The following is a 23,742-nucleotide window of genomic DNA, read 5'->3' on the forward strand; positions in this document are numbered from 1 at the left end:
AAATCAGGTAAGATCCACAAATTAAAAGAAGTAATGACATGAGTAAAAAAAAGAATAATCATGTTTATAAAAAATAAATTGATGAGTTTAAACTTTATAAACGCACACAGAGCATCCTCAAAAGACTTCTCACGAAAAAGAAAGCTGCCCTTCATTAATGTATTTCTCCTGATTTTTAGAAAGAGTGTAAAGTCATTACAAGTAATGCTTAATGAGTTTGTTCTGCATACAAGAAAAGATTACACAATTACGGCAAGTGCATTTACTCAAGCAAGAAAGAAGCTAAAGCATACTGCGTTTTCAGAGTTAAATGATGATATAGTTTCCCTATACTACCAAGATCAGGAATTTAAAACCCACCATGGCTTCAGAGTACTTGCATTTGATGCTTCAATACTGATTCTGCCAAAGAGCGACAAAATAATAGGCGAGTTTGGCTCAAGAGCAGTATGGAATGGAATCCAGAGATTTGAAGACTATACAAGTGCAACCTTTGAAGTTTGCTACGATGTGCTAAATAATATTGCAATAAAATCTGTGCTAAGTAGAGGTGACAGCTATGAGGTTGATTTAGCGATCGGTATGCTTGAATCCATAAAATCAGACGATTTGTTAATCTGTGATAGAGGATACGTATCTTATCGATTTCTTGCTGAGCTTACAGGAAGGAAAATCAATTATATAATTCGCTGTCCAAGTTCGTCTTTCAATGAAATAAACGCTATGTTTAAGCCGGAAAGCCCATCTAGTATGGTGGTAGTGTCTACCGCACCTATTAAAGTAGCAAGACAGCTACGAAAGCTAGGATTACCTGATGAGATGAAATTCAGGTTAGTCAAAATAATACTTTCTTCTGGAGAAGTTGAAGTGTTAGTAACATCTCTGTTAGATGAGCAAAGTTTTACAGTCGAAGAGTTTGAGAGATTATATTACTTGCGCTGGGGAGTAGAAACATTTTTTTCTAGGCTGAAGGGAAGATTAAATTTAGAGAATTTCACAGGAAAAAGTATTGAAACTATCAAGTAGGATTTTTGGTCAACTATCTTCATCAGTAATCTAGAAAGTATCATGATAGAAGATGATGAAGAGACATTGAGCGCACAGAATAGTAAACTAAAAAAAAGCATCAATAAATCTGTCTCATTTAATGCGATTAAAAACTTAGCCTTTGATATTTTTTCTACAGAGTCAGACATAGACTGCATTATGGATCGACTATCACAGTTATTTTTGATGAACACTTTAGTGGTAAGAAAAGGGAGAAGAGTTGATCGTCATAAGATATCTGATATTCGTTCACTCAACTACCAGAAAAGAGCTAGAAAACATGTGTTTTAAATTCAAGATATCTTTTCAGTATCATTGCATTAGTACATTCTTTGCAAAATAACCTGCAATTATTACTTTTTTAAATAACTTGCACTTTTCAGACTCCCTTTTCTTAAAAATTCACCCTAGTATTTACCATAATTATCAATCACTTCAAATTTTTTGTCCAATCTTAACTTCTCTTTCCCTTAGCTTAATGGCAGTGATAACATCATAGAGTTAGTTATACCAAAGCCATTGGCAACTAAATCTAATCCCACACCGAAGAACATTAAAGATGTACAGACTATATTGCTCAAAATAAATGAATTTTTTAGCCACTTTAATTTAGTCCTATCGCTTTCTGAAAAATCTTCGCATTCTTGGTCAAAGTTAGACAATAATAGAATATTAGTCTGCTTATTAAACTCTTTTTCATTTCTAATATAAATGCTCGCGATAGCTGAACTCAAAACAAATTCTGCTAACAAAGGAGCAAAAAAACCTACTGCTAAGGGGACATTATAGGTAACACCATTGCTTATAAAAAATGCAATGGATGTGAAGAATACTAAAATACTTCCTAAGAGATTTGAATAAGAAGGATATTTTGAATAAGCAATTATATTATTGTTAATTGACTGCTGCTTACTATGAAGTTTATTTCTGCCCTTATCACCTAAGTATCCTTGCAATTCTTCATAACTATGGTTCCATAACTTACCACGTAATTCTTTCATTAAATTATTCCTTTTGTTTAAACCCTTCTCCAACGGCTTTATTACAAATTCTTCAAAAAATGGTTTATTTTGTGCAATAACCTTAAATTGCTCCTCTGCTTCTTTATTATCTGGATTTTTATCTGGGTGATATTTTAACGATAATTCACGATATTGTTTACTAAACTTTTTCTTAATATTCTCAATATCAGAATTTACCACACCCTTCTTTTGAATATTAAATATTAAAAACAACTGCTTAAAAGCTTGATACTCATTTTCATTCAAAATCCTTCTAGTCATATCCTATAAATTAACTAACTATTAATATATACATTTCCAAATCATGTCAATTATTTCATTCATGCTTATTGTATGAACTATTTTTGTCATGACTAGCATGATAAGTGTATGTAAATATCATTTAGTGCATAATAGTGCTTCAATGTTTAGGGTTACAGTTTTCATTGGTCATTTGAGTTACTCAAATCCAATTCATGCCAGTTCTATCTATCTTGTCATTTAAGTAGCCCTTTTTGTGTAATCCCAGTACCCTCTGTGGTGTCATCCAAGTAGCTGACACTGGCTTTCCGTAATCTCAAAACGTTGTGTTTTAGCATAATTTTGTGCTCAATATGCTTATTTATAGTAAAAATTTCTGGATTTCAGCATCAAATGCTGGAATATGGGTATCATTCAAGTAGCCCTTTGTTGTCATCCCAGTGCTCCGACACTGGGATCCAGGAACCAGCGTCACGCGCTGGCTCTCTAAAATTACTTTAGCTATAAATATTAAGAAATTTACTAAATAAAAAAAAGACAAAAGAACCCCCGTATAGCGAGTTTTGACCCTATAATAATTTAAATTGGCGTTGTAATAATGTGCTAACGCTTATTTTAAGCGCGATTTGGCTGAATGTAGAAAAAATAAAAAAAGCCGCTATAATTTTTATGTAATTTGCCAATAAATATCTGAGTTTTTTACTGAATTTTTGTTATTGAACCCGCGCGGATCAAAAACAAGGATAAATACTCTTACTGTCATGGTAAGGGGAATGGCAAGGTTTGTCAAGTTTTTCCTGTTGGACCTTTTCATATCCTTACGGGTAAATTAATGTTATCCTTCTATTGCTCATCTAAAGTTTTTTATGTTCATACACTTACGTGTTCATAGTGTTTATTCGCTGCTTGAAAGCTCGGTTAAAATTGAGGAGCTGATCGGTCTTTGTTTGCGAAATAAAATGCCGGCGGTTGCAATTACTGATTCAGGTAATTTATTTGGCTCACTCGAATTTGCAGAATATGCAGCAGGTAGGGGAATACAGCTAATAATAGGATGCAATATTATAGTTAAACATTCAGAACAAAATTTATCTATATTATTGCTTGCAAAAAATGAACAAGGGTACACTAATTTAGTCACTTTGGTGAGTGAGTCTTTTAGAAAGCGCAAGAACAACAGCGATATTCCTTACGTTGATTTTGATGAGCTATTGAATTTAAGTACGGGTCTAATCGCTTTAACCGGTGGATGTTTGGCTCAACTATTATTGGGGCAAGATAAAGAAACGGTTGAAAAACTGCTTTCAGCATTCGATGGTCATTTATATGTTGAATTGCAGCGTCATGGGCTGAATAAAGAGCTAGAGCTTGAAGGAGCTTTGATAGACTTTGCTTATCAGCGCAATATACCACTAGTTGCAACAAATGACGTATTCTTTACAAATAGATCTGACTATGAAGCTTATGATATATTAACGTGTATATCAGAGGGTAGTTATGCTCTCGAAAATAACAGGAAAAAGCTAACCACTGAGCATTATTTCAAATCTGTGGCAGAAATGGAGGAGCTGTTTAGCGATATCCCCGAAGCAATTTATAACACCTTAGTAGTAGCTAGACGATGCTCTTACATGCCAAGAAGTAGGCAGCCTATTTTGCCTAAATTTCCTTGTCGAGAAAATAAAACTGAGAATGAAGAATTGAGGGAGCAGTCGATTGCGGGATTAGAGCTTCGTATTGCAACTGAAACGGACATAAGCCTTAAGCAATACCACAATCGGCTAAATTACGAGCTGGGCATAATAACTTCGATGAACTACGCTGGCTACTTTTTGATAGTTTCTGATTTTATTCGTTGGAGCAAAGCAAATGGCGTTCCAGTTGGTCCAGGAAGGGGTTCTGGTGCTGGATCAATTGTTGCTTGGGCACTACAAATTACAGATCTTGATCCAATAAAATTTGGTCTGATCTTTGAAAGATTTTTAAATCCTGATCGTATATCGATGCCTGACTTTGATATTGATTTCTGCCAGGAAAAGAGGGACTTAGTTATTGATTATGTTTGGAAGAAGTACGGTTATGTTGCTCAAATAATCACTTTCGGAAAATTGCAGGCTAGGGCTGTGCTGCGTGACGTTGGTAGGGTGCTGCAGATGCCTTACGCTCAGGTGGATAAAATATCCAAAATGGTTCCGTTTAATCCAGTAAACCCTGTAACTTTATCACAAGCGATAGAGTTTGATCAAAATCTGCAGAAAGAAAGGGACAGTGATGAAGTAATTGCAAAACTCCTTGATATCTCTCTTAAGCTTGAGGGAATATACCGTCATGTTTCAACTCATGCTGCTGGAATTGTAATATGCGATCAAAAATTAGAAAATTTTTTTCCTGTGTATTATGATCCAAATTCAGCTCTGCCAATCACTCAATATAGCATGAAATATGTGGAAAAAGCTGGGCTAATAAAATTTGATTTTCTCGGACTTGGTACGCTAACGCTAATAGATCATGTTTGTCGTTTAGTCAATCGCAATGAAAAAAAAATTGATATTTCTTCAGTACCTTTGAATGATCAGAAAACCTATAAAATGCTCTCAAGAGGTGATGCAATTGGAGTATTCCAGCTTGAAAGTTCGGGTATGAGAGAAGCTTTAATAAAGCTAAAACCAGACTGCATTGAAGACATCATTGCTTTAATCTCCCTTTACCGTCCAGGGCCTATGGATAACATTCCAACTTATATTGCAAGAAAACACGGGCTTGAAAAGCCAGATTATATTCATCCATTGCTTGAGGAGGTGTTGAAAGAAACATTCGGAGTGATAATCTACCAAGAACAGGTAATGGAAATAGCACGTATTCTCTCTGGGTATAGCCTTGCAGAGGCAGATTTACTCAGACGTGCTATGGGTAAGAAAATCAAAGAAGAGATGGATAAACAACGTGAACTTTTCATCCAAGGAGCAACGAAAAATGGTGTTGGTTATGATAGGGCAAGTTATATTTTTGACCTTGTTGCAAAATTTGCTGGTTATGGGTTTAACAAATCTCATGCAGCTGCATATGCGATTATATCTTACCAAACAGCTTACCTTAAGGCTAACTACCCGTTAGAATTTTTTACGGCCTTGATGAATCTAAATATTGATGATAGAGACAAGCTAAACTTATTTTATCATGCTGCAAAGTTCAGTGGAGTTGCTGTTCTTTCACCTGATATCAGCAAATCTAAGGCTAAATTTTCAATAGAGAGTGAACATGTACGTTACGGAATTGCTGCTCTGCGTAATGTTGGTTTGTCTATAGCGGAAGGGGTAGTAAACGCACGCTCAAGTCCTTATAAGGACATATGGGAATTCGTTCAAAATTCGGGTCATATAATAAATAAAAGGGCACTAGAAAGCTTAATTAAATCTGGAGCATTCGATAGTGTGCATCAAAATAGAAAGCAACTATATGAATCAATAGATACGCTGATTTACTTTGCAAATAAAAATAGGCAGTCAAATCAAGCTGTTTTATTTGGCAATCTTGATGTCCTCAAGCCAAAACTCGAGGATGTGGAAGATTTCAATGAAGAGGAAAAATTAGAGCATGAGTTATTTTCACTGGGATTTTACTTAACTAATCACCCACTTGAAAAATTTAGAACTCTTTTGAAAAAATTAAATATTGGGTTTATCGGAGAGAGTAAGACGACAAAAACTGCTGGTGTAATATTAAATGTACGTATGAGAACTTCAGAGCGTGGAAGATTTGTTATCCTCACGCTTTCTGACCCCCACAATGTTTCTGAAGTAGCATTCTACAATAATGAAATAATAGAAGAAAAAAGGAATCTATTTTCGCCTGGAACATTTGTAGTAATTGACCTTGAAATTTCGGAGAGCATAACGAGGCTATCAGGAAAGGACATATCTGAATTTACAGAAAAGGTCACTTCTCTAATGAGAGGATTAGTTTTAACTGCTGTATGTGCAGATTTGCAAAAAGTTGCTGAGGAGTTGAATTCAGTGTTGAAAAATGGAGGCAAAACCAAAATAATGCTTGAGCTTCTTCTTGAAAAACATAAAGTAAGCATCTTGTTGCCAGGTGCATATTCAATCACCCCCCAAGCTATTTGTGAAATATCTAACTTAAGTTGGATTAAAGGCATAGAAATTAATACAAATAACTTGCTTATATAAAAAAGTTTTATATAATGAAGTGTTTAATTGATATTAAAGGAAGATATAGTGAATCTTTATGAATTTACTTTTATAGCACAACAGAGCTTGTTGCGGCAAGAAGTAGAAGAAATGGTCCAAGAATTGGCTATTTCGTTGAAAAATATTAAAGCAGATGTTATTTCTCAGGGGGTTAAAAGTTTTATAGAAAGAGAATATGGCACAGTTACAAAACAAGAGTTAGAGATAAGTGCTGAAAACATTAAAGAGAGTCTGATTGTTTACTCTAGTGTCTTGGAAGAGCTTACAAAAATTTTATGGGTTGAGTTGGAAGAAGATTTCTCAAATTTAAAAGAAATAAAGTCAAAAATCGATAAAGAGTTGAAAGATGAACTAAGGGATTTTGGAATAACACAAGATTTTACAAAGCTTCCGGAAGCTAATACTAAAAGTGCATTTATCTATAATATAGTAAATGCTTTTAAGGAAAATATTTCACAACATCTAATAAAGATCCTCCAAGAGGTTTTAAAAAATTTTAAAATAGCAGGCTCAAATCAATTGAATAAAATGCTGGAAGTGCTTTTGAAAAACATTGAAGCTTCAGGATTGATAAAATATGAATATTGGGGTCTATTGGATTTTGCATATCCGATAAATAAGGTGAAGAGCGGTCATTATTGTATAATGTGCATAAGTTCTACTGCAAGCATTTTGGATGAATTTGTGCGTAGAATGAAACTTAATGAGAACGTTATTCGCCACTTGTCTGTGCAGGTTAATAAATTTTTTGAAGGTAAATCTTATATGATGAATAAACAAATTGAGGAGCAAAGCGCATAATGATGAAAAGACGAAATAGTTTTAATAATTCTTACGTATCTATAAATAATAGGACTGGCTTTAGGCGTTCTAAAGTTTGCCCTCTTGCTGCGTCTAAAGATGAAGACATAGATTATAAGAATACAGATTTATTATCCAAGTTTACCTCTGACTATGGTAGAATATTACCTAGAAGATTAACAGGTGTATGTGCAAAAAAACAAAGGAAGTTACGCTTAGCGATTATTAGGGCACGCTTTTTAGCTCTTGCTCCTTATTGTACTAAAAAAGTTAGGTAATTTATGTTAATAATTTTAATGGAAAATATAAGAACTTTAGGTAAGCTTGGTGAAGTTGTCAAAGTTAAGCCAGGTTATGCACGTAATTTTCTTTTTCCACAAAAAAAGGCGATGAAAGCTACTAAGGAAAATTTAATAAAGTTAGAGGAACAGCGTTTGTTATTGGAAGAAGAAAATATCAAAAAGTTAAGTGCAGCAAAAGTGCTTGGATCATCATTGTATGATAAATTTGTAATATTAATAAAGCAGGCTTCAGGGGATGGAAAGATTTTTGGCTCTGTAACAACACGTGAAATTGCAAAAATTTTATTACAAGAAGGGTATGAGATAAGTCATCATAATTTATCTTTTGGTGGAATAAGTATCAAAAATTTGGGCGAGTATCAAGTAAATATAGAATTACATAGTAAAGTGATAGTACCAATTACCATATACGTTGTAAGATCTGAAAAAGATGCACATGAATTGAGGCAAGTAAAGTTGCAAAATCAGAAATTTGAGCAACAAGAAGATACAAGTAACGAATAGCAGTGAATAAAATATTTCAACTATTCCTGTCATTCCAGTGCCTTTTTTTTCTGTTATCCCATTGCGTGACACTGGGATCTAGAATGTTCAAAGATAAGACGGGGATCATTTAATGATCCCGCGCTATAGCCGTAAAGAAATCTCTTCTATTTGGGAAGAAAAAAATAAGTTCAACATATGGCTCAAAATAGAAAAATTAGCATGTGAAGCTCAAGCAAAATTAAAAGTTATTCCAAATGATGTTGCTGAAAAGCTCTCTGGTGCTATTGAATTTGATATTGAGCGTATTAACGAAATTGAATCCATTGTAAAACATGATGTTATAGCTTTTTTGACATATATTGCTGAAAAAGCGGGAGTTGATGTTCGTTATCTCCATTACGGAATGACAAGTTCTGATGTTTTAGATACATGCCTTGCAGTGCAGTTGAAAGAGTCATGTGATATTTTACTCAAGAATCTAAAAAATTTACTTATAGTATTGAAAAAAAAAGCTGAGGACTATAAAGATATTGTTTGTGTTGGGCGCAGTCATGGAATGCATGCAGAACCAATAACTCTTGGATTAAAATTTGCTAGATTTTATGCTGAATTTAAACGCAATTATCAGAGATTAATTAGCGCGCAAAAAGAGATCTCAATTTGTAAAATATCAGGTGCAGTAGGTAATTTTGCAAATATTAATCCATTTGTTGAAGAGTATGTAGCGAAAGAAATGGGACTTATACCTGAAACCATATCGTCCCAAGTCATTCCTCGTGATAGACACGCCATGTTCTTTTCGGTTTTAGGAGTGGTTGCAAGTTCAATAGAAAATATTGCTGTTGAAATACGTCACTTGCAAAGAACTGAAGTTGGAGAAATTTCTGAATATTTTTCTATTGGGCAGAAGGGAAGTTCTGCTATGCCGCATAAGTGTAATCCTATTTTAAGTGAAAATTTAACCGGGCTCTCACGCTTAATACGCAGCTATGTTTTTCCTGCATTAGAAAATGTTGCATTATGGCACGAACGAGATATATCGCACTCGTCTGTGGAAAGATGCATTGCTCCTGATGCTTGTACAGCAATGGATTTTGCTTTAGTACGATTAACAGATTTGATAGATAAATTGGTGATCAATAAGGAAAACATTGAAAAGAACTTAAATTCTTCAAAAGGCTTGGTTTTTTCACAACGAGTATTACTCGAGTTGGTAAATAGTGGTTTGGCGAGGGAAGAGGCGTATAAAATTGTTCAGAGCAATGCAATGAAAGTGAAACAAAACAATAGTGATTTTCTGGCCGAACTGAAACAAGATAAATCCTTACTTGAAGTTATTAACTCTAAAAAACTTGAATCTTTGTTTGATTTGAAGTATTATACGAAACATATAGATCATATATATAGCAAGGTTTTTAATGAGGCTGAGTAGCTCAGTGGTAGAGCAGGAGGATCATAATCTCTTGGTCGGGGGTTCAAATCCCTCCTCAGCCACTCAAGCTAAACTATGGTTCGGCAAGAGCAGCGCACTTGGCAAAACAGTATGTCAGCTCATTCAAATTCAGTTGTGCTAGGTAATGATGAGTATGAAGTTATAAAAACTTGACCTTTGGTCTCTTTCAGATGACAGAATTTCACTACAAAACTTAACTTTCTTCTATGCAATTAGCTAGGTCAAGAAAGGTGAATCTATCTCTTGTTGCAAATGTAAGATTGACTACCTTGCAATATTGCTCTTTGTTCCAATTAAGATGCTCCGGTAAGTACGGAATTGATAGATCTTCAAATACTTTCTGCAGGTGTTTTGCAGATAGTAAATTTTGCTTAATTAAACTAGAAATATTACTCCATTCTTTGCAAATAATCTCTTGAATTTTTTGCTGCATCATTTGCTTCTGCTTTAGAATTTTTATAAATTCGGTATTACCAAAGCACTGAGTTATATGTTTTACATCTAAAGTGATCGGTTTGGTAATCGGGTTTTGTATTGACAATATCTCCTCTTGCAAGTTAGCCATGGTAATCGTTGTCACAGCAATTTTTTCCCCATGTAACGAGGAGGAATAATCCTGTGTTACCATCTCAATTGCATGAGCTATCATATGTTCTCCTTGACTTGCAGAGTAACTGCCTTTTGACATCACCATTCCGAGTCCTGAAATCAATAAGGCTTCCATAAGTAATAAAACTACTCTTTTATCTTTTTTAGCAAGTGCCAAGTGTTCTCTGAGCAAAATTTCCTCCAGATTGCGAACAAGTTTAAAGGGGAGTTCATTATATTCTGTGCCAAGTAATAGATGAGATAATAGCCAATCGGCTTGTACTGTTGAACGGCAGATGAAATCTGCAAATCCACTTAATGTGAGGCGTGGTGGTGCATTGGCAATTATATCGGTATCAATGTATATTGCCTTTGGAAGATGTGCTCCGAACGATTTTTTATATCCATCAACTAATATTGAAGCGTTTGCAGAGCTATATCCATTCATGGAAGCAGCTGTTGGAAAGGATATGTAGTCTTTGCCTTCTAAATAGCTTGCGTACTTACAGATATCATTAACAGTGCCACTGCCAAATGCAACTATTAAGTCACTATCTTTTGCTTTATTTCTAACTAGGTTTACAGTTTGGAGAGAAGCAGCTCTGTTCAGTCTATTTGGTGTCATCCAAGTAGCGTGACACTGCGATCCATCATAGATTCCAGCGTCACGCGCTGGAATGACAGGTGTGGCTGGAATAATTAAATGAGAAACTTTATTAAGTATGTTTTTGTTTAAAAGTTTTGCTGTATTTTCATCTGCAATCAGAAAAATGTCATTTCCGTATTGTCTACATATCTCATAAATATTATCAGCAAGTACTTTTACTTCCCTTATAAGAACTTGTTCAGTTTGCTGTAATATTTGTTTTAAATATCGCATAGAATGTTTACAATATGGTAATGTTAGTATTTCAAGATTGATATGAAGATTGACCCTGTAGAGCTAACTAAGAAATTAATTTCTTTTAAAAGTATAACACCAAAAGACGATGGGGCAATAGAGCATATAGCAGCCATTCTCAAGAAAAGTGGTTTTGAATGTGAGATTTTGGAGTTTGGCGATAAAGTTAAAAATCTTTATGCGAAATATATAAATGGAGTACCAAACTTGTGTTTTGCTGGACATGTTGATGTTGTACCACCAGGTGAGTTAAAAGATTGGATATCTGATCCATTTAAGCCAGAAGTTAGAGATGGAATGCTATATGGAAGAGGAGCAGCTGATATGAAAGGCGGAGTAGCTGCATTTATTGCTGCTATCGTAGATTCAGTTGCAGGTAAGTTTCGATTCAGCGGTTCAATCAGTGCATTGATTACCAGCGCTGAAGAAAGCACGGAAGAACATGGAACAAAGGCCGTTTTGGAATGGATGAAAAGCAAGCAAAAAAAGATAGATTTTTGTATAGTTGGAGAACCAACGAGTAGTGAGAAATTAGGTGATACCATAAAAATAGGTAGAAGAGGTTCTGCAACATTTAAATTGATTTGCCATGGTAAACAAGGGCACGTTGCCTACCCAGACCTAGCGGATAACCCAATATATAAAATGATATCGATATTAAGTAGAATAAAAGATACCACTTTTGATAATGGTAATAAATATTTTCAGCCTTCACATTGCGAAGTTACTACTATCGATGTTGGAAATAATACTAGCAATCTAATACCTAGTTCAATATCTGCAATTTTCAACATTCGGTACAACAATATACAAATACCTAATAGTTTATATAAGCTGATTGATGAAATATGCTCCAATGTAACCAACGATTATAAACTTTCTATGCAAAGCAGCAGGAGCGTTTTTCTCTCTACTCCTGATAGAAATACTGATATTATGCTTGATGCGATAAATAAAATGACCGGTATTGATGCTGTACTGAGCACAAGTGGTGGTACATCTGATGCTGCGTTTATTAAGGATATTTGTCCAGTGATTGAATTTGGTATGATCAACAGAACCGCACATCAGATAAATGAATGTGTGTCAGTAGACGATATACACAAATTAACAGCTATATATAAGGAGTTTATAAAAAATTATTTTTACCCAACTAATAAAATACTAAACCAGATCAATGTAATTGGTAATGTTCCCGATGGTCCATTATTAGCTTGAGGTGCAGCTGCCTATAGAGAAGAAAACTTACTTGACAAACCTTCCCGCTTTCCTTTACCATGAAAATGAAGCTATATTATTTAACTTTCCAACCTGTGCAGATTAAAATGACAAGAAGGCTTGTATTTGGCGTACTATTTTTGCACTATGTGCATCCTATGTCTTTATAAAAATTTCGGGTTTTCCCTACACAAGCTGAAAAACGCTATTTAAGACATCACCTAACGTCAAATTTTAAAATAAAGAGTAGAATAACTAGCTACTACGGGGATTTTTTGTCTTTTTTTTCTGCTGGTAAATTTTTTAAACATTTGTGATTGCATTTAAAAGCAGCTAAATTGCAGTGCTTAAGACTAAAAAGCGCCGATACTGACAATAGATAGTAACTGGGGTTTCTTTTGCCTTTTTTTTACTTAGTAAATTTCTTAATATTTATAGCTAAAAGAGACCGAAAATAGTGGCGTGTGAAGCTGGTTCACTTTATGACGATGTCATCTCAGTACTGGGATGACAAGAAAAGAAGCACTGGTTTCAATATTTGCACATTAGCTATCACCTGAACAGGCAATGGCGTCGACTTAAGGGGAGATATTAAGGAGTAAAATACTACAAGAGACAGGACTGAACGGGCAATGGCGTCAACTTAAGGAAAAATATCAGCGATAGTGTATAAAATTTCTCTCTAAAATTTTTATCATTAAATTACCCAAAAGCTGCAATAAACAGCACGTTTGTTTCTGTTTTATTTCAACAAAGAAGTCTAAAATATGTCCTTTTTAGGTGAAACATGCAAAAAGGAAAAATCTTATTCTACAAATTAAAAATATAATATACTCGAAAGCTTTTCAGAGAATCCATTGTATTGGAAAAAACAGTTTCACACGAACAAGAAAACTTCCTTTTTCGACAGTATTTTCTATGATTTTAAAGTTAGTTAAAAAAAGTTTAGGAATAGAATGTGTGCGCCAAGAGAAGCGTCTAGAACACAGTTGGTCAACTTAGGCAAAGTCTAGCCAACAGCCTAAAACGGACCATTATGCTACGTAAGGTAACAAACGTAGTAAAGCTAATGGAACGGACAATACAGGGTGCAACGAAAGTGAAGGTATTGAGTCCCGAAATTTCCGACATCATAGAGGTCAACATTTTGCATTTTAGTGGAAGACAGTATGAAGGATAACGATAAGGCAAGCTATCACTCACTCTATCGGGATCTAAGGCCGTATCATGTATTGAGATGGGTTCTAAATGAACTTGGGGATCCTTTGTATTCCTATTGAGGTACAAAGGGAAGTCGGACTAGTTGATAGTACTCAGAGTGTGGGAAAGCCGAATACAAGGGGAAGCGGTCAGCAATATAGTAACTGGTATAGTGACCTTACCCAGAAAAAGTAGAGAGGAAGTAAAGGCATTTTTATTATGAAAATGATGAATCAAATTTCTCAAGACCCGCTGCAAAAGGTGATTGAAAAAATGATGGGAGAGAGGTAGAAGAAGAATCAGCAGATTGAGTAAGGTAAAAAATGAGCTTTAGTTACTATAATATGAGGAAACACCGAAGAAACTTTCGTAATATAACAGGTTTAACTATAGAGGAGTTCGAAAAAGTAGTGGAAAAAGTGAGGTCTGGATGGGAAAAGCTTGAAAAACAGAAAAAGTGCCATGGTAGAACTACCAACTCTGGAAATTTTGTGTAATTTTGTACTATCGCACTTACATAACACATAGATTTTTAGGATGCCTATTCAATGTGCACAACGCAAATGTATGTAGGTTACTTAAGAGAATAGAGCCATTACTCGCCAAAAAAGTGACTATAACAAAAGATAGAAGTATGACACCAGAAAAAATACTGAAAATTCTGGCTGATGTTACAGAACAGCAAATACAGAGGCCAGAAGATAGTAAAAAACGGATATTCAGGAAAAAAAAGAACCAACACTATGAAAACTGAGATTATTATCGAAGAAGGAGGAAGAATTTTATCAGTGTCAAAGTCATATCGTGAGCGATTTTCGCATAAGGAAACAAGAAAAATATCTACCACTCGATAGCATAAAATATGCCGATTCTGGATATCAAGGTTGGCAAAAATTGCAAAGCAATGTTATAATTCTATATAAAAAGTATCGTAAAAAGCCATTAACTCCAGAGCAGAAAGAGCATAATAGAAGATTAGCATCATTTAGAATGAGAGTAGAAAGTAAGATCCGAGAGATAAAGATATTTAAGATTATGTCGAATGTTTATCGCAATTTTCAGAAAAAATATAACCTGAGGTTCAATATTATTGCTGGTATTGTGAATCTTAAGCACTCCTTTTAGTTAACCTTGATTTTAGTCACCCTCCTTTCCTTTTTTTTATCGCTTGATTCGCAGCAGGTCTTAAGGAATGCAATGTAGAATGTCTACGCTGTTTATTATAAAAAATTTCTATATATTCAAATATTGCGGTGTTGTGCAGAGTATTGTGAAGTATCAATGAGTATGAGTGAACTAAAAAAGCTCTCTGAAACAGCATTATCATAACAACAACCTTTGTCTAGAAATAATACTTTTTGTACTCAGTAAAAATTGATAATTTTTAGAGGTGTATTGTGATCCTTGATCGCTATAAGCAGATTTGCGCAATAGCCATATCTATGCCTATCAACTAAATCTATTATTGCCAACCATCCTTGATTGGTTTTTATGTACGTAAACCCATATCTTGTTTAGTTGATCAGTGGTGAAATTCTGATTCAATATGTTATTTGTAGTTTTAAACCTTCATCTAAGCTTAGCTTGAATGCCATTTTTCTGCATAACATTGTTTTGATTTTACCTAAAGCCTTTAATTCAGTTTAGGAGCTCCGTACCTGCATTGTGATGCTTTTCTTTGTATGAGCTCTTCTCTTATTGTTTTTTTCTGAGTAATCCATCTATACAAGCAGATACGTTCAAAAACCTTCATAATTCCCGTGTTTTATAGCAGTTTTCATGTTCTTTTATAAAAACTCTTTTTGGTTTGCAAAATATCCCAGGGCTTTTTTTAAAATGTCTCTTTCTCTCGTTGCCAGCTCTTTCTTTAAATCAAACTTTTCTTTGTCACAAGTTCCTTTTCCTGGGTTCCAGACATTGTATGTTTTTACCCACCTGCTTAGCCGCTAATACCCAAATCTCTTCCTATTTTTGCTGATGATTGACCTGTTTCTTTTTCCAGTCTTCATTTTTGCATTCTGCTGTATGTTCTCTTCTTTTTGTCATATCACACCTCTTTGAAAAAACTTCTTAACTTCCTCTCTACTTTTTCTGGGTAAGGTCAGTACTACCGTCTTAAACATCAACATAAAGATGATTATTTTTTATCATGGCATTTAAACACACGATAATTTTTCTCATCACATCAACTAAACGCTGATAAAGTACCTTCATTTTCTTGTTATGACGAATTGCAACTACAGCACACATGTATAATGCTTTTCGAGCATAAAATCTGCCTCCTATGATTTGAGCTTTGCTTATTTTCCTTCCGCTTTCGTTGGTTTTTGGCAACTAAACAGGCTATTTCCTTATTATCTAAACTACCAAGTTCAGGTACTTCTATGAGTAAGATACTTGCAGTTTTTCGTCCAACTCCTTTATAACTAGTCATAGTATCGCTTTTTTTCTTCAAATTAGCGTCAGAGTTTATTATATCTTCTATGTCTTGCCTAATTTTGTTCCAATTGTTTTTTGGTAAATTCTATCTGTTTTTCTATGTATTCTCTGGCTTTTCCTTTAGCATTATGCAAACGACACTTGTTTGCGTGAACTTCATCCTTATCTATCACACACCGATTTACTACCATTTCTAGCGTCCTAAGACTTGTTTTCTGCCCCATTAACTTCATTAGACCCTTGAATATAATCTTGCCCAATAGTTTAGTTATCTACCTCATTTAATTTTCCCAATCTTTCTAGATCCTCATCTTTAATTAATTTCAGTATTCCTTCTATTTGATCCATTATTACCTCCATTTTTCTGTAATAATAGCTCTTTATGTCCTTTTATCACCACTTTCAACACTTATGAATACGGATGTCACAATCCTATCAATATGCTCCCTAGATACTTGTTATCAAAAAGGTTTTCTGGTTGATTAATGTCATTACATGTTGTGTAATGAATCAAAGGTTTTAAGGGTTAGGTAATGGATTACATAGACGATGTTACTGGTAGCTACACTACCGTTCATGATTTTTTTCAAGACAATGGTATTGGAGATTACAAAATTCAATGCAGTTATGGTGGTGTACCTTACGCTACTGACGAATACGTACATTCTGGAGATAAATTTTGGAGCAATAATTTTATAGACTCACATTTTGAAAGGGAAATAAAAATGTATCCTCAAAGTGAGCTTTTAGCTAAAGAATATGCTGGAAATACGCTGCCGATTTCAATATCACTAGACAATGATTTAATAAAAATCAAGGAATGTCAGAAAAAAACGAAATTTGTGGAACTAGAAGGGGAATCAGGTGATATAGTGTATGATCAGCAAAAGCGTATAAAATGCTACACGACAAAGTTATCATATGACGATGTTTCTGCTTATAATAAGAACAAAGTTTCAACGCTTAACATTAGATATGATTTGCCAAACGATCCAAAATACAGTTTAAACATAGCATTCACAAAGGTTAATGATAATCAACCAAGGTTCTGGCAAAAATTAAAAATATGTTTTAACAGAGTAGCTTCTCAATCAAGAAGGTTCTAAGGGAAAATGAGTATCTGCTTAATAATGAATTTGGTCAGTAGCTACTAAGTTTTTCTCATAGCTATTCAACAAAGGTTTGCTGGTCTTACATTTATTCTCTGCAACACGAAAAATTTGTACAGTTGTACATGTTATGGAGTAGATAGACTCCTACTATATTTCTCTACTCAACTTACCTTTTCTCTATTGAACAGATTTCGTATTAAATCTTAAGTTTAACGCACCTAAATATACAAACATTCCCAGCAAAATCATAGGTATAGAAAGTAACTGTCCCATAGTTAAATCGAACCATAAATAGCCAACTTGATAGTCTGGCTCGCGAAAAAACTCAATCACAAAACGCACTATTCCATACCACATAACTGCAATACCAGTTGTCGCACCGTAATACAATCTCATTCTGGTCAAGAAAAATAGTGAATTTACAACTATAAAAAGCAGCACTCCTTCAAAAAATGCTTCATAAAGTTGACTTGGATGGCGTAACAAATTATCACCACTTTCTGGAAACATCATACCCCATGGCATAGTTGTAACCCTGCCAAATAACTCTCCATTTATAAAATTGCCTATGCGACCTAGGAGTAAACCTATCGGAACTCCACAAGAAATTAAATCCAGTGTGTAAAATATAGGAATGTTATGTTTTCTACAGGAGATTATTACTGCAAGCAAAACTCCTATAGCACCGCCATGAAATGACATCCCTCCTTCCCAGGTCTTTAATATCTCGATAGGATTGCTTATATAAAGAACTGGATCATATATCAATACATAGCCAAGCCTGCCTCCAAGGATAATACCTATAATAGTGGCTATTAATAACGAATCGTAAAAATTCTTAGTAAATATTTTTTGATTGTCTAACTTATGTAAATACCAATATGCAAAAACTATACCCAAGACATATGCTAAAGAATACCAATATATAGAAACAGGACCGATGCTGAAAATTACTGGATTTAAAGACATATTTTACTACAAATTATTCTTAGACAATCTACTTTTCTCACGGTTCCACTCTCTCTGCTTTATGGTTGCTCTCTTATCGTAGAGTTTTTTTCCTTTCACAATAGCAATTTTAGTTTTTGCCAACCCTTTATCATTAAAATAGATAGAAAGTGGCACAACAGTTATTCCAGAGGTTTTGATTTGACCAATTAGCTTATTTATCTCTTTTTTATGCAAAAGCAATTTACGTTCTCTTTTCGGCTTATGATTCTTTTGGTTTGCAGCTTTATACTCTGCAATATGCATATTGTATAACCATATTTCACCATTTTTTTCGGTAACGTAAGCATCAGAAATATTTGCCTTTCTCTCTCTTAGTGATTTCACTTCACTACTTAACAAAATCATACCTGCTTCAAATTCTTCTAAGATAAAATATTCAAACCTTGCTTTCCTATTTTCTGCAATAACTTCCATATCTAAAGATATCTTTAAGCTTCAATATGTTACAGAATTTTTAGTTTAATTCATAACAAAACGATTATTTCAAAAATGCAGGTGTGGTTTTCAATCTTTTCACAGGTGTAATCTGCTCTACTCTCTCTACCTCCATTTTAGCCCTATTGCTTGACGAAAAGCTCATTACATCCTTACAATTTCATTCAACAGCAAAGTGTAAAGGAGCATATACGTTATTATTCTGCTTACTAACATATGCCCCACTTTCAATTAAAATGTCTCTTATACTTTCATGATCGATAGCAAAATGTAAAGGAGTACGTCCACAACTATCCCACACATTGACACATGCTCCATGCTCAATCAGAGTTCTTACTACATTTTCATTGCCATCTCTAGTAGCAAAATGTAAGGGAGTACTTCTATCATTATCCCACGCATCAACATATGCTCCGTGTTCAATTAGAGTTCTTACTATATTTCCATTACCACCTTCAGCAGCAAAATGTAAAGGAGTGCATCCATCGCTGTTCCATGCATCAACATATGCTCCATATTCAATTAGAGCTCTTACTATGTTCTCATAACCACTCTTAGCAGCAAAATGCAACAATGTAGTTTCTACAGGATCTAGATCACTATGTGTAGTAAATATATGATTTATATTAAATCCACTATTCTCCCATCTCCATAAATCACTTCTTTCTAATTTTGTTTTTATTCTTTCAACTATGTTGTTCTTATTTAAACCTGAAGTATCATTTACTTCTGCAAGCATTTTTATGAAATCATCAAGCGTCATAACTTCCCCACTTTATTAAAATAACCTGGTTATCATAATCTTTGACACAAAGATCAAGAACTTTTTATTTTCCTAAAAAATAATTTAAGTTATACTCCAAACCATGAAAGTTAGGCAAAATATTAAGTTTTTTTCTCTATCATTTGTGATTTTGTTTTCTCTATGGATTATATTGTCTGGTTATTTTGAGCCATTTTTTATTTTTTGTGGAGTGTGTTCCTCTGCATTTACATTGCTTGTCTTTAGAAGATTAGTGAACGCTGAAAGCACTCTTAATCAAATTCTAAATGGTAGGGGTAGACTGTCGTTTTATCAGTTTGTAAGTTATGTACCTTGGCTAATGTACCAAATTATTTTGTCAAGTATTTATGTAACAAAAAAGGTACTACGATTCAAATCTACAGTTGAGCCAATTGTTATTGTAAGAAGATGCACAGGACATAATGATAAGACCATTGCATTATTTGCTAACTCGATTACGATTACCCCTGGGACTTTAACTATCAATGTTGAAAAGAAGCAGAAAACATATTTATCTACCATATGCTTGATAGATAAAGATCTTGAAAGTGGCATTTTTGAAATAGAAAGTAAAGTCTTAAAAATGCTACATCTAGTTAAGTAATTGCTTTAAATAAGTTAACAGCGTCCCTATATTCTCTTATTAGGCTTTCAAGCATTTCTTTCGGAAGGCTATCACCAACAATAGAACATAAATAATTGTACAAATCTTCTAGCCTTGATATGTTATTTTTCTTCTTGCTGTTGAATTTATGTGGAAAAATATCCTCCATGATTTCAATATTAACAACCTTATTTAAAAATGCATTTTCACTTGTTATGCTTATTCTTGTAAGTATAGTGTTAATTTCAGGTTCATTACTCGTATAAATATCTGATAATTGCACCATCTTAATGACATATAAAGTTACTATTTTTGACAAACAATTATCAGAATATTCACAATTTTTTATTATCTCCCACTGAGTAACCTGAGATTTGCTTATTTTTGCATTATTTGGTAACTTATTCATTGAATTTTCTCCATTTAATTCAGTGTAGTAATTATACTAATACTTTGTTAAATAAATAATAACGCAACCATAAAAATATGCATTTATTTACCATAAATCACATAATATTCCTAAAATTAAACGTTAAAGTTACTCCAAACTAAATGATTTCTTTAATTCCATGTTATCCAGCAGTGTAAAATGATAGTTATTGCTATACAATAGTATTTACTCTAAAATAAAGCTTCCTTTTGAGCTGTTTTGTTAATATTAAATTTCACACTATGCTACAATGAAAAAAATAAAGCTCGGAGTACTCATTTCAGGCAGAGGATCAAACATGCAGGCTTTGATAGAAGCATGTCATGATCAGAATTTTCCCGCAGAAACTGTATGTATTATCACAAATAACAGTGAAGCTGAAGGCCTTAAAATAGCAGAGCAAGTAGGAGTTCCAGCGTTTGTTGTTGAGGATAAGCCACTTGATACTGATAAAATTCATGAAATACTTGTTCAACATAAGGTTGATTTAATTTGCCTCGCAGGGTTTATGAGAATTCTAAAGGCTAATTTCCTGAATAAATGGCATAACAAAGTTATAAATATTCATCCCTCTTTACTTCCATCCTTTAAGGGCCTAAATGCCCAAGAGCAAGCTCTGAAAGCAGGTGTAAAAATTACAGGTTGTACTGTACATTATGTCACTCCTGAAGTTGATGCTGGAGCCATAATCGCTCAAGCTACTGTGCTAGTGCTACCAAATGATGATGTTCAAAGCCTCTCAGAGCGCATCTTAGCTGAAGAGCATAAGTGTTATGTGGAAGCAGTAAGATCAATAGCAGAAGGTATTAATTATTGACCTTGAGCGTTTCTTCCAACTTCAACAAAGAATAAATTTTCAGGATTTAGTAAAGAACTTGCCAATTTGTTTACTTCCTCCAATTTAATATTATTAATGATATTCGTATAATTATTTATACTGTTAACATCACGATCGTCTATCTGCATACTATCCAGCAACATTGCTGTATTCGCATTATTGGATAGGAAAGAGAAGGTAAGGTTATTTACTAAACTGGTTTTTGCATTCTTGAATAATTGTTCGTCAATTCCTTCTTTTTTTACTTTGCTAAATGTATCTTTTACCGCCAATATAGCTTTGCTAGCAGTAGAACTATCAGTACTCATAAATCCAGATATAATATTTCCATGCTTATTAGGAACATTACGTGCACCAACACCATAAGTAATACCTAGATTTTGTCTCAATTCTTTCATTAATATTGAATTCAGCCCCATACCACCAAGCGCATCAACCAAAACTTGAGCATTATAGTAGTCTGGATCTTCATAAGCTATACCATTTTGAGCAAAAAGTATTACACTCTGTGGTATATCCATAAAAACACTCTTACTTTCTGCAGGACCAAAATCATTTTTTACAGCTATTTTTCTAACTTTTGACCTTTTTGATGCTAATCTAGATAAATATTTATCGATCAGTGTACTAACTTCTTCTTTTTTTGCACAACCAACAACACTTATAACTATATTATCCTTAGTAAGATTACGCTTTATGTATGTTAAAACGTCATCTCTAGTAATGCTCATTACAGTGTCAAGAGTTCCATATTCACTTTTTGAGTAAGGATGTTTTTTAAACAGCAACGTATCTAACTCTTTTGCAGCAATAAAATAAGGATCTTTTTCAAAATTATTAAAGTTTACTTTGATTTTTTCAAAAACTCTATTCAATCCTTCAGGATCAACTTTAGGGCGCATTATAGCATCACTCAGTAGTGAAATTGCATCCTCTAGATTCTCAGATAAAGTATTTAATGAAACCCTAAATGCTTCTAAACCAGCAATAAAATTTAAACTAATTCCTTTATCCTCAAGCTTTTTTACAAAATCTTTGGCATCATTTTTTCCTGCTCCTTCTTGAATTACAAGAGAAGTAAACCAAGCAAGCCCCTGTTTTTCTGGACTTTCATACACGCAACCTGCATCTTTGAACGATATATTGAGTGAAACTTTTGGTAGATCATGGTTTTCAACAAACAAAAACTTAAATCCTTTATTAGTAGTAACCTCCTCTATATTTAAGTGACTGCTTGCTTGCAAATTAAAGCCTAAACAGAGAAAAAGTAGAAATGCAAGTTTACTTATCTTCATTATTACCTCCTTTTGGTAGCAAACGACCGACTAATTTATTAGTAGAAAAGATAGCGTGAATTTTGTTGTTTACATCCTCTAGGTTGACATAATTAATTTTGCTATATGAAATGTCTATTTCATCAAGTGGAATACCTAGTGCTAGACGTGGTATGTAAAATATTGCTATATTAGTTAAATCAGATAGTTTATCAAATTGTGCTGCTTTATATTTAGACTTTGTACTTTGCAGTTCTTCATTTGTTATTTTTTCAGAGGTAAATCTATTAACAGCATTGTCTAACTCTATTGCAACAGTATCCAAATTCACTCCGCTTTTTGGAGTTACATAAATCTCAATATAGCCATTACTAAAAGCTAAACTGTTATAATAAGCAAATACTTCCACTGCTACATTCTTATCTAGAACTAAATCTTTATATAGCTTGCTAGACTTGCCATTCCCCAAAACATCAACTGCCAAATCAACAGGAAAAGTTTCACTTATTTGCTCAAATAAAGGAACACGATAGCGAAAGTATAAAACTGGCTCTTTCACTTCAGTGCTTTCTAAAGTTACCGATATATCTGCGTTATGTACTGGATCTTGGTTTGGATAATGCCTAACCACAGGCTTAGCTTTAATTTCGCCATATTTTTCTCCCGCTAATTTCATTACCTCATCAAATTCCACATCGCCAACAATGAGCAGTATAGCATTACCTGAATGATAATAGTTATCATGAAACCTCGTTATGTCATCCTGATTGTAAGTTTTAATATTGCTCTCCCAACCAATAACAGATCTGCCATAACCATTACGATAAAATGCACTGTTTATTTCCTCCCATAATAAAGCTTCAGGATTATTATCAAATCTCATCTTCCTTTCTTCTAATACGATATTTTTTTCTCTATCTATTTTGTCTTGAGTAACATCAAAATTGCCCATTCTATCTGCTTCAATTTCCATTGCTAATGGTAAATCTTTTTTGAGAACCAATTCGTAGTAGCAGGTATATTCTTTAGTGGTAAACGCATTAAACTGTGCTCCAATGCTGCCCAAAGTGGATTCTATGTCTTTAAATTTCCCTGTAGTTTCAAACATTAAGTGTTCAAAATAGTGAGCCAATCCTGCTTTGCCGATTGGATCATCCATTCCCCCAACTTTATATATTACTGCATGAAAAACAGCTGGAATCCGATGATTAGGAACAACATAGACATCTAGTCCATTGCTGAGCTTAGCATGCTTTATGCTGTGCTTTACGCTTTCAGCTTCCAAAGAAATCGGACAAATGAAAAAAAACACAGGTAGTATAAAAAAACTAAAGAATTTGCGAAGCATT

At 33.9% G+C, this 23,742-nt stretch carries 19 protein-coding genes, 1 tRNA gene and 4 pseudogenes; 13 read left to right on the forward strand and 11 right to left on the reverse strand.

What is annotated here, in order from left to right:
- Positions 1-60: 60 nt before the first annotated feature.
- Positions 61-1,338: pseudogene (locus ABLO99_RS06120) on the forward strand (IS4-like element ISWpi18 family transposase).
- A gap of 785 nt (positions 1,339-2,123) precedes the next feature.
- Here the strand turns inward: ABLO99_RS06120 and ABLO99_RS08715 are convergent.
- A pseudogene (locus tag ABLO99_RS08715) lies at positions 2,124-2,330 on the reverse strand (DnaJ domain-containing protein); the annotation flags it as partial.
- 845 nt (positions 2,331-3,175) lie between these two features.
- On the opposite strand from ABLO99_RS08715, the gene dnaE reads away from it, so the two are divergent.
- From dnaE to ABLO99_RS06155, 6 genes are all read left to right on the forward strand, one after another.
- Positions 3,176-6,496 carry a DNA polymerase III subunit alpha gene (gene dnaE, locus ABLO99_RS06130; protein ID WP_349967228.1) on the forward strand — a complete coding sequence of 1,107 codons (3,321 nt, stop codon included), beginning with the start codon at positions 3,176-3,178 and terminating at the stop codon, positions 6,494-6,496.
- Between the two features lie 48 nt (positions 6,497-6,544).
- Positions 6,545-7,318, forward strand: a complete 774-nt coding sequence (rpsF, locus tag ABLO99_RS06135) for a 30S ribosomal protein S6 (protein WP_047759827.1) — start codon at positions 6,545-6,547, stop codon at positions 7,316-7,318.
- Positions 7,318-7,596, forward strand: a complete 279-nt coding sequence (rpsR, locus tag ABLO99_RS06140; RefSeq protein WP_047759590.1) for a 30S ribosomal protein S18 — start codon at positions 7,318-7,320, stop codon at positions 7,594-7,596. Before rpsF ends, rpsR begins: the two co-directional genes overlap by 1 nt.
- Before the next feature lie 3 nt (positions 7,597-7,599).
- A complete protein-coding gene (gene rplI, locus ABLO99_RS06145) occupies positions 7,600-8,124 on the forward strand; it encodes a 50S ribosomal protein L9 (protein ID WP_349967230.1) in 525 nt (174 codons plus the stop codon).
- Between the two features lie 112 nt (positions 8,125-8,236).
- On the forward strand, positions 8,237-9,538 hold the full coding sequence (gene purB / locus ABLO99_RS06150) for an adenylosuccinate lyase (protein ID WP_153295638.1): 1,302 nt from the start codon (positions 8,237-8,239) through the stop codon (positions 9,536-9,538).
- Positions 9,529-9,600: transfer RNA gene (locus ABLO99_RS06155), tRNA-Met, on the forward strand. Before purB ends, ABLO99_RS06155 begins: the two co-directional genes overlap by 10 nt.
- Positions 9,601-9,752: 152 nt before the next feature.
- Here ABLO99_RS06155 and ABLO99_RS06160 read toward each other — a convergent pair.
- Positions 9,753-11,027, reverse strand: a complete 1,275-nt coding sequence (locus ABLO99_RS06160) for an iron-containing alcohol dehydrogenase (protein ID WP_047759592.1) — start codon at positions 11,025-11,027, stop codon at positions 9,753-9,755.
- 42 nt (positions 11,028-11,069) lie between these two features.
- Between ABLO99_RS06160 and dapE the strand changes: the two genes are divergently transcribed.
- The 3 genes and pseudogenes from dapE (at position 11,070) to ABLO99_RS06175 (ending at position 14,591) form a co-directional block, all read left to right on the forward strand.
- On the forward strand, positions 11,070-12,266 hold the full coding sequence (dapE, locus tag ABLO99_RS06165) for a succinyl-diaminopimelate desuccinylase (RefSeq protein WP_349967232.1): 1,197 nt from the start codon (positions 11,070-11,072) through the stop codon (positions 12,264-12,266).
- Positions 12,267-13,046: 780 nt separating this feature from the next.
- A pseudogene (locus ABLO99_RS06170) lies at positions 13,047-13,226 on the forward strand (IS4 family transposase); the annotation flags it as partial.
- A 563-nt stretch (positions 13,227-13,789) separates the two neighbouring features.
- Positions 13,790-14,591: pseudogene (locus ABLO99_RS06175) on the forward strand (transposase family protein).
- Positions 14,592-14,607: 16 nt separating this feature from the next.
- Here ABLO99_RS06175 and ABLO99_RS06180 read toward each other — a convergent pair.
- From ABLO99_RS06180 to ABLO99_RS06190, 3 genes are all read right to left on the reverse strand, one after another.
- Positions 14,608-14,793, reverse strand: a complete 186-nt coding sequence (locus ABLO99_RS06180) for an IS3 family transposase (protein WP_410543667.1) — start codon at positions 14,791-14,793, stop codon at positions 14,608-14,610.
- Between the two features lie 788 nt (positions 14,794-15,581).
- Complete coding sequence (locus ABLO99_RS06185) at positions 15,582-15,800, reverse strand: transposase (protein WP_047759597.1); 219 nt, start codon at positions 15,798-15,800, stop codon at positions 15,582-15,584.
- Positions 15,801-15,958: 158 nt separating this feature from the next.
- Positions 15,959-16,129, reverse strand: coding sequence for a hypothetical protein (locus ABLO99_RS06190; protein ID WP_349967236.1), 171 nt, complete (start codon positions 16,127-16,129; stop codon positions 15,959-15,961).
- 309 nt (positions 16,130-16,438) lie between these two features.
- Between ABLO99_RS06190 and ABLO99_RS06195 the strand changes: the two genes are divergently transcribed.
- Positions 16,439-17,011, forward strand: a complete 573-nt coding sequence (locus tag ABLO99_RS06195; protein ID WP_349967237.1) for a hypothetical protein — start codon at positions 16,439-16,441, stop codon at positions 17,009-17,011.
- A 183-nt stretch (positions 17,012-17,194) separates the two neighbouring features.
- On the opposite strand, the gene lgt is transcribed toward ABLO99_RS06195, so the two are convergent.
- The 3 genes from lgt to ABLO99_RS06210 all read right to left on the reverse strand — a co-directional run bounded on the left by lgt (position 17,195) and on the right by ABLO99_RS06210 (position 19,226).
- On the reverse strand, positions 17,195-17,986 hold the full coding sequence (gene lgt, locus ABLO99_RS06200; RefSeq protein ID WP_047759600.1) for a prolipoprotein diacylglyceryl transferase: 792 nt from the start codon (positions 17,984-17,986) through the stop codon (positions 17,195-17,197).
- Between the two features lie 6 nt (positions 17,987-17,992).
- Positions 17,993-18,442, reverse strand: a complete 450-nt coding sequence (gene smpB / locus ABLO99_RS06205) for an SsrA-binding protein SmpB (protein ID WP_349967239.1) — start codon at positions 18,440-18,442, stop codon at positions 17,993-17,995.
- A 181-nt stretch (positions 18,443-18,623) separates the two neighbouring features.
- Positions 18,624-19,226, reverse strand: coding sequence for an ankyrin repeat domain-containing protein (locus ABLO99_RS06210; RefSeq protein WP_349967241.1), 603 nt, complete (start codon positions 19,224-19,226; stop codon positions 18,624-18,626).
- Positions 19,227-19,329: 103 nt separating this feature from the next.
- Between ABLO99_RS06210 and ABLO99_RS06215 the strand changes: the two genes are divergently transcribed.
- Positions 19,330-19,851 (forward strand): Na+/H+ antiporter subunit E, encoded by a 522-nt coding sequence (locus ABLO99_RS06215; RefSeq protein WP_349967242.1) that lies wholly within the window; start codon positions 19,330-19,332, stop codon positions 19,849-19,851.
- Here ABLO99_RS06215 and ABLO99_RS06220 read toward each other — a convergent pair.
- Positions 19,844-20,260 (reverse strand): hypothetical protein, encoded by a 417-nt coding sequence (locus ABLO99_RS06220; RefSeq protein WP_047759603.1) that lies wholly within the window; start codon positions 20,258-20,260, stop codon positions 19,844-19,846. The genes ABLO99_RS06215 and ABLO99_RS06220 overlap by 8 nt on opposite strands.
- A 271-nt stretch (positions 20,261-20,531) precedes the next feature.
- Between ABLO99_RS06220 and purN the strand changes: the two genes are divergently transcribed.
- Positions 20,532-21,098: a phosphoribosylglycinamide formyltransferase gene (purN, locus tag ABLO99_RS06225; protein WP_349967244.1), complete on the forward strand. Its 567-nt coding sequence runs from the start codon at positions 20,532-20,534 to the stop codon at positions 21,096-21,098.
- On the opposite strand, the gene ABLO99_RS06230 is transcribed toward purN, so the two are convergent.
- Together ABLO99_RS06230 and ABLO99_RS06235 are read right to left on the reverse strand one after the other, a co-directional pair.
- Positions 21,092-22,414: a pitrilysin family protein gene (locus ABLO99_RS06230; RefSeq protein ID WP_349967246.1), complete on the reverse strand. Its 1,323-nt coding sequence runs from the start codon at positions 22,412-22,414 to the stop codon at positions 21,092-21,094. The two genes, purN and ABLO99_RS06230, sit on opposite strands and share 7 nt — an antisense overlap.
- Complete coding sequence (locus tag ABLO99_RS06235; RefSeq protein ID WP_349968495.1) at positions 22,401-23,741, reverse strand: pitrilysin family protein; 1,341 nt, start codon at positions 23,739-23,741, stop codon at positions 22,401-22,403. The genes ABLO99_RS06230 and ABLO99_RS06235 overlap by 14 nt, the downstream gene beginning before the upstream one ends.
- Between the last annotated feature and the right edge of the window lies 1 nt (position 23,742).

The organism is Wolbachia endosymbiont of Armadillidium arcangelii (assembly GCF_040207875.1).
In the GTDB taxonomy this organism is placed as follows: Bacteria; Pseudomonadota; Alphaproteobacteria; order Rickettsiales; family Anaplasmataceae; genus Wolbachia.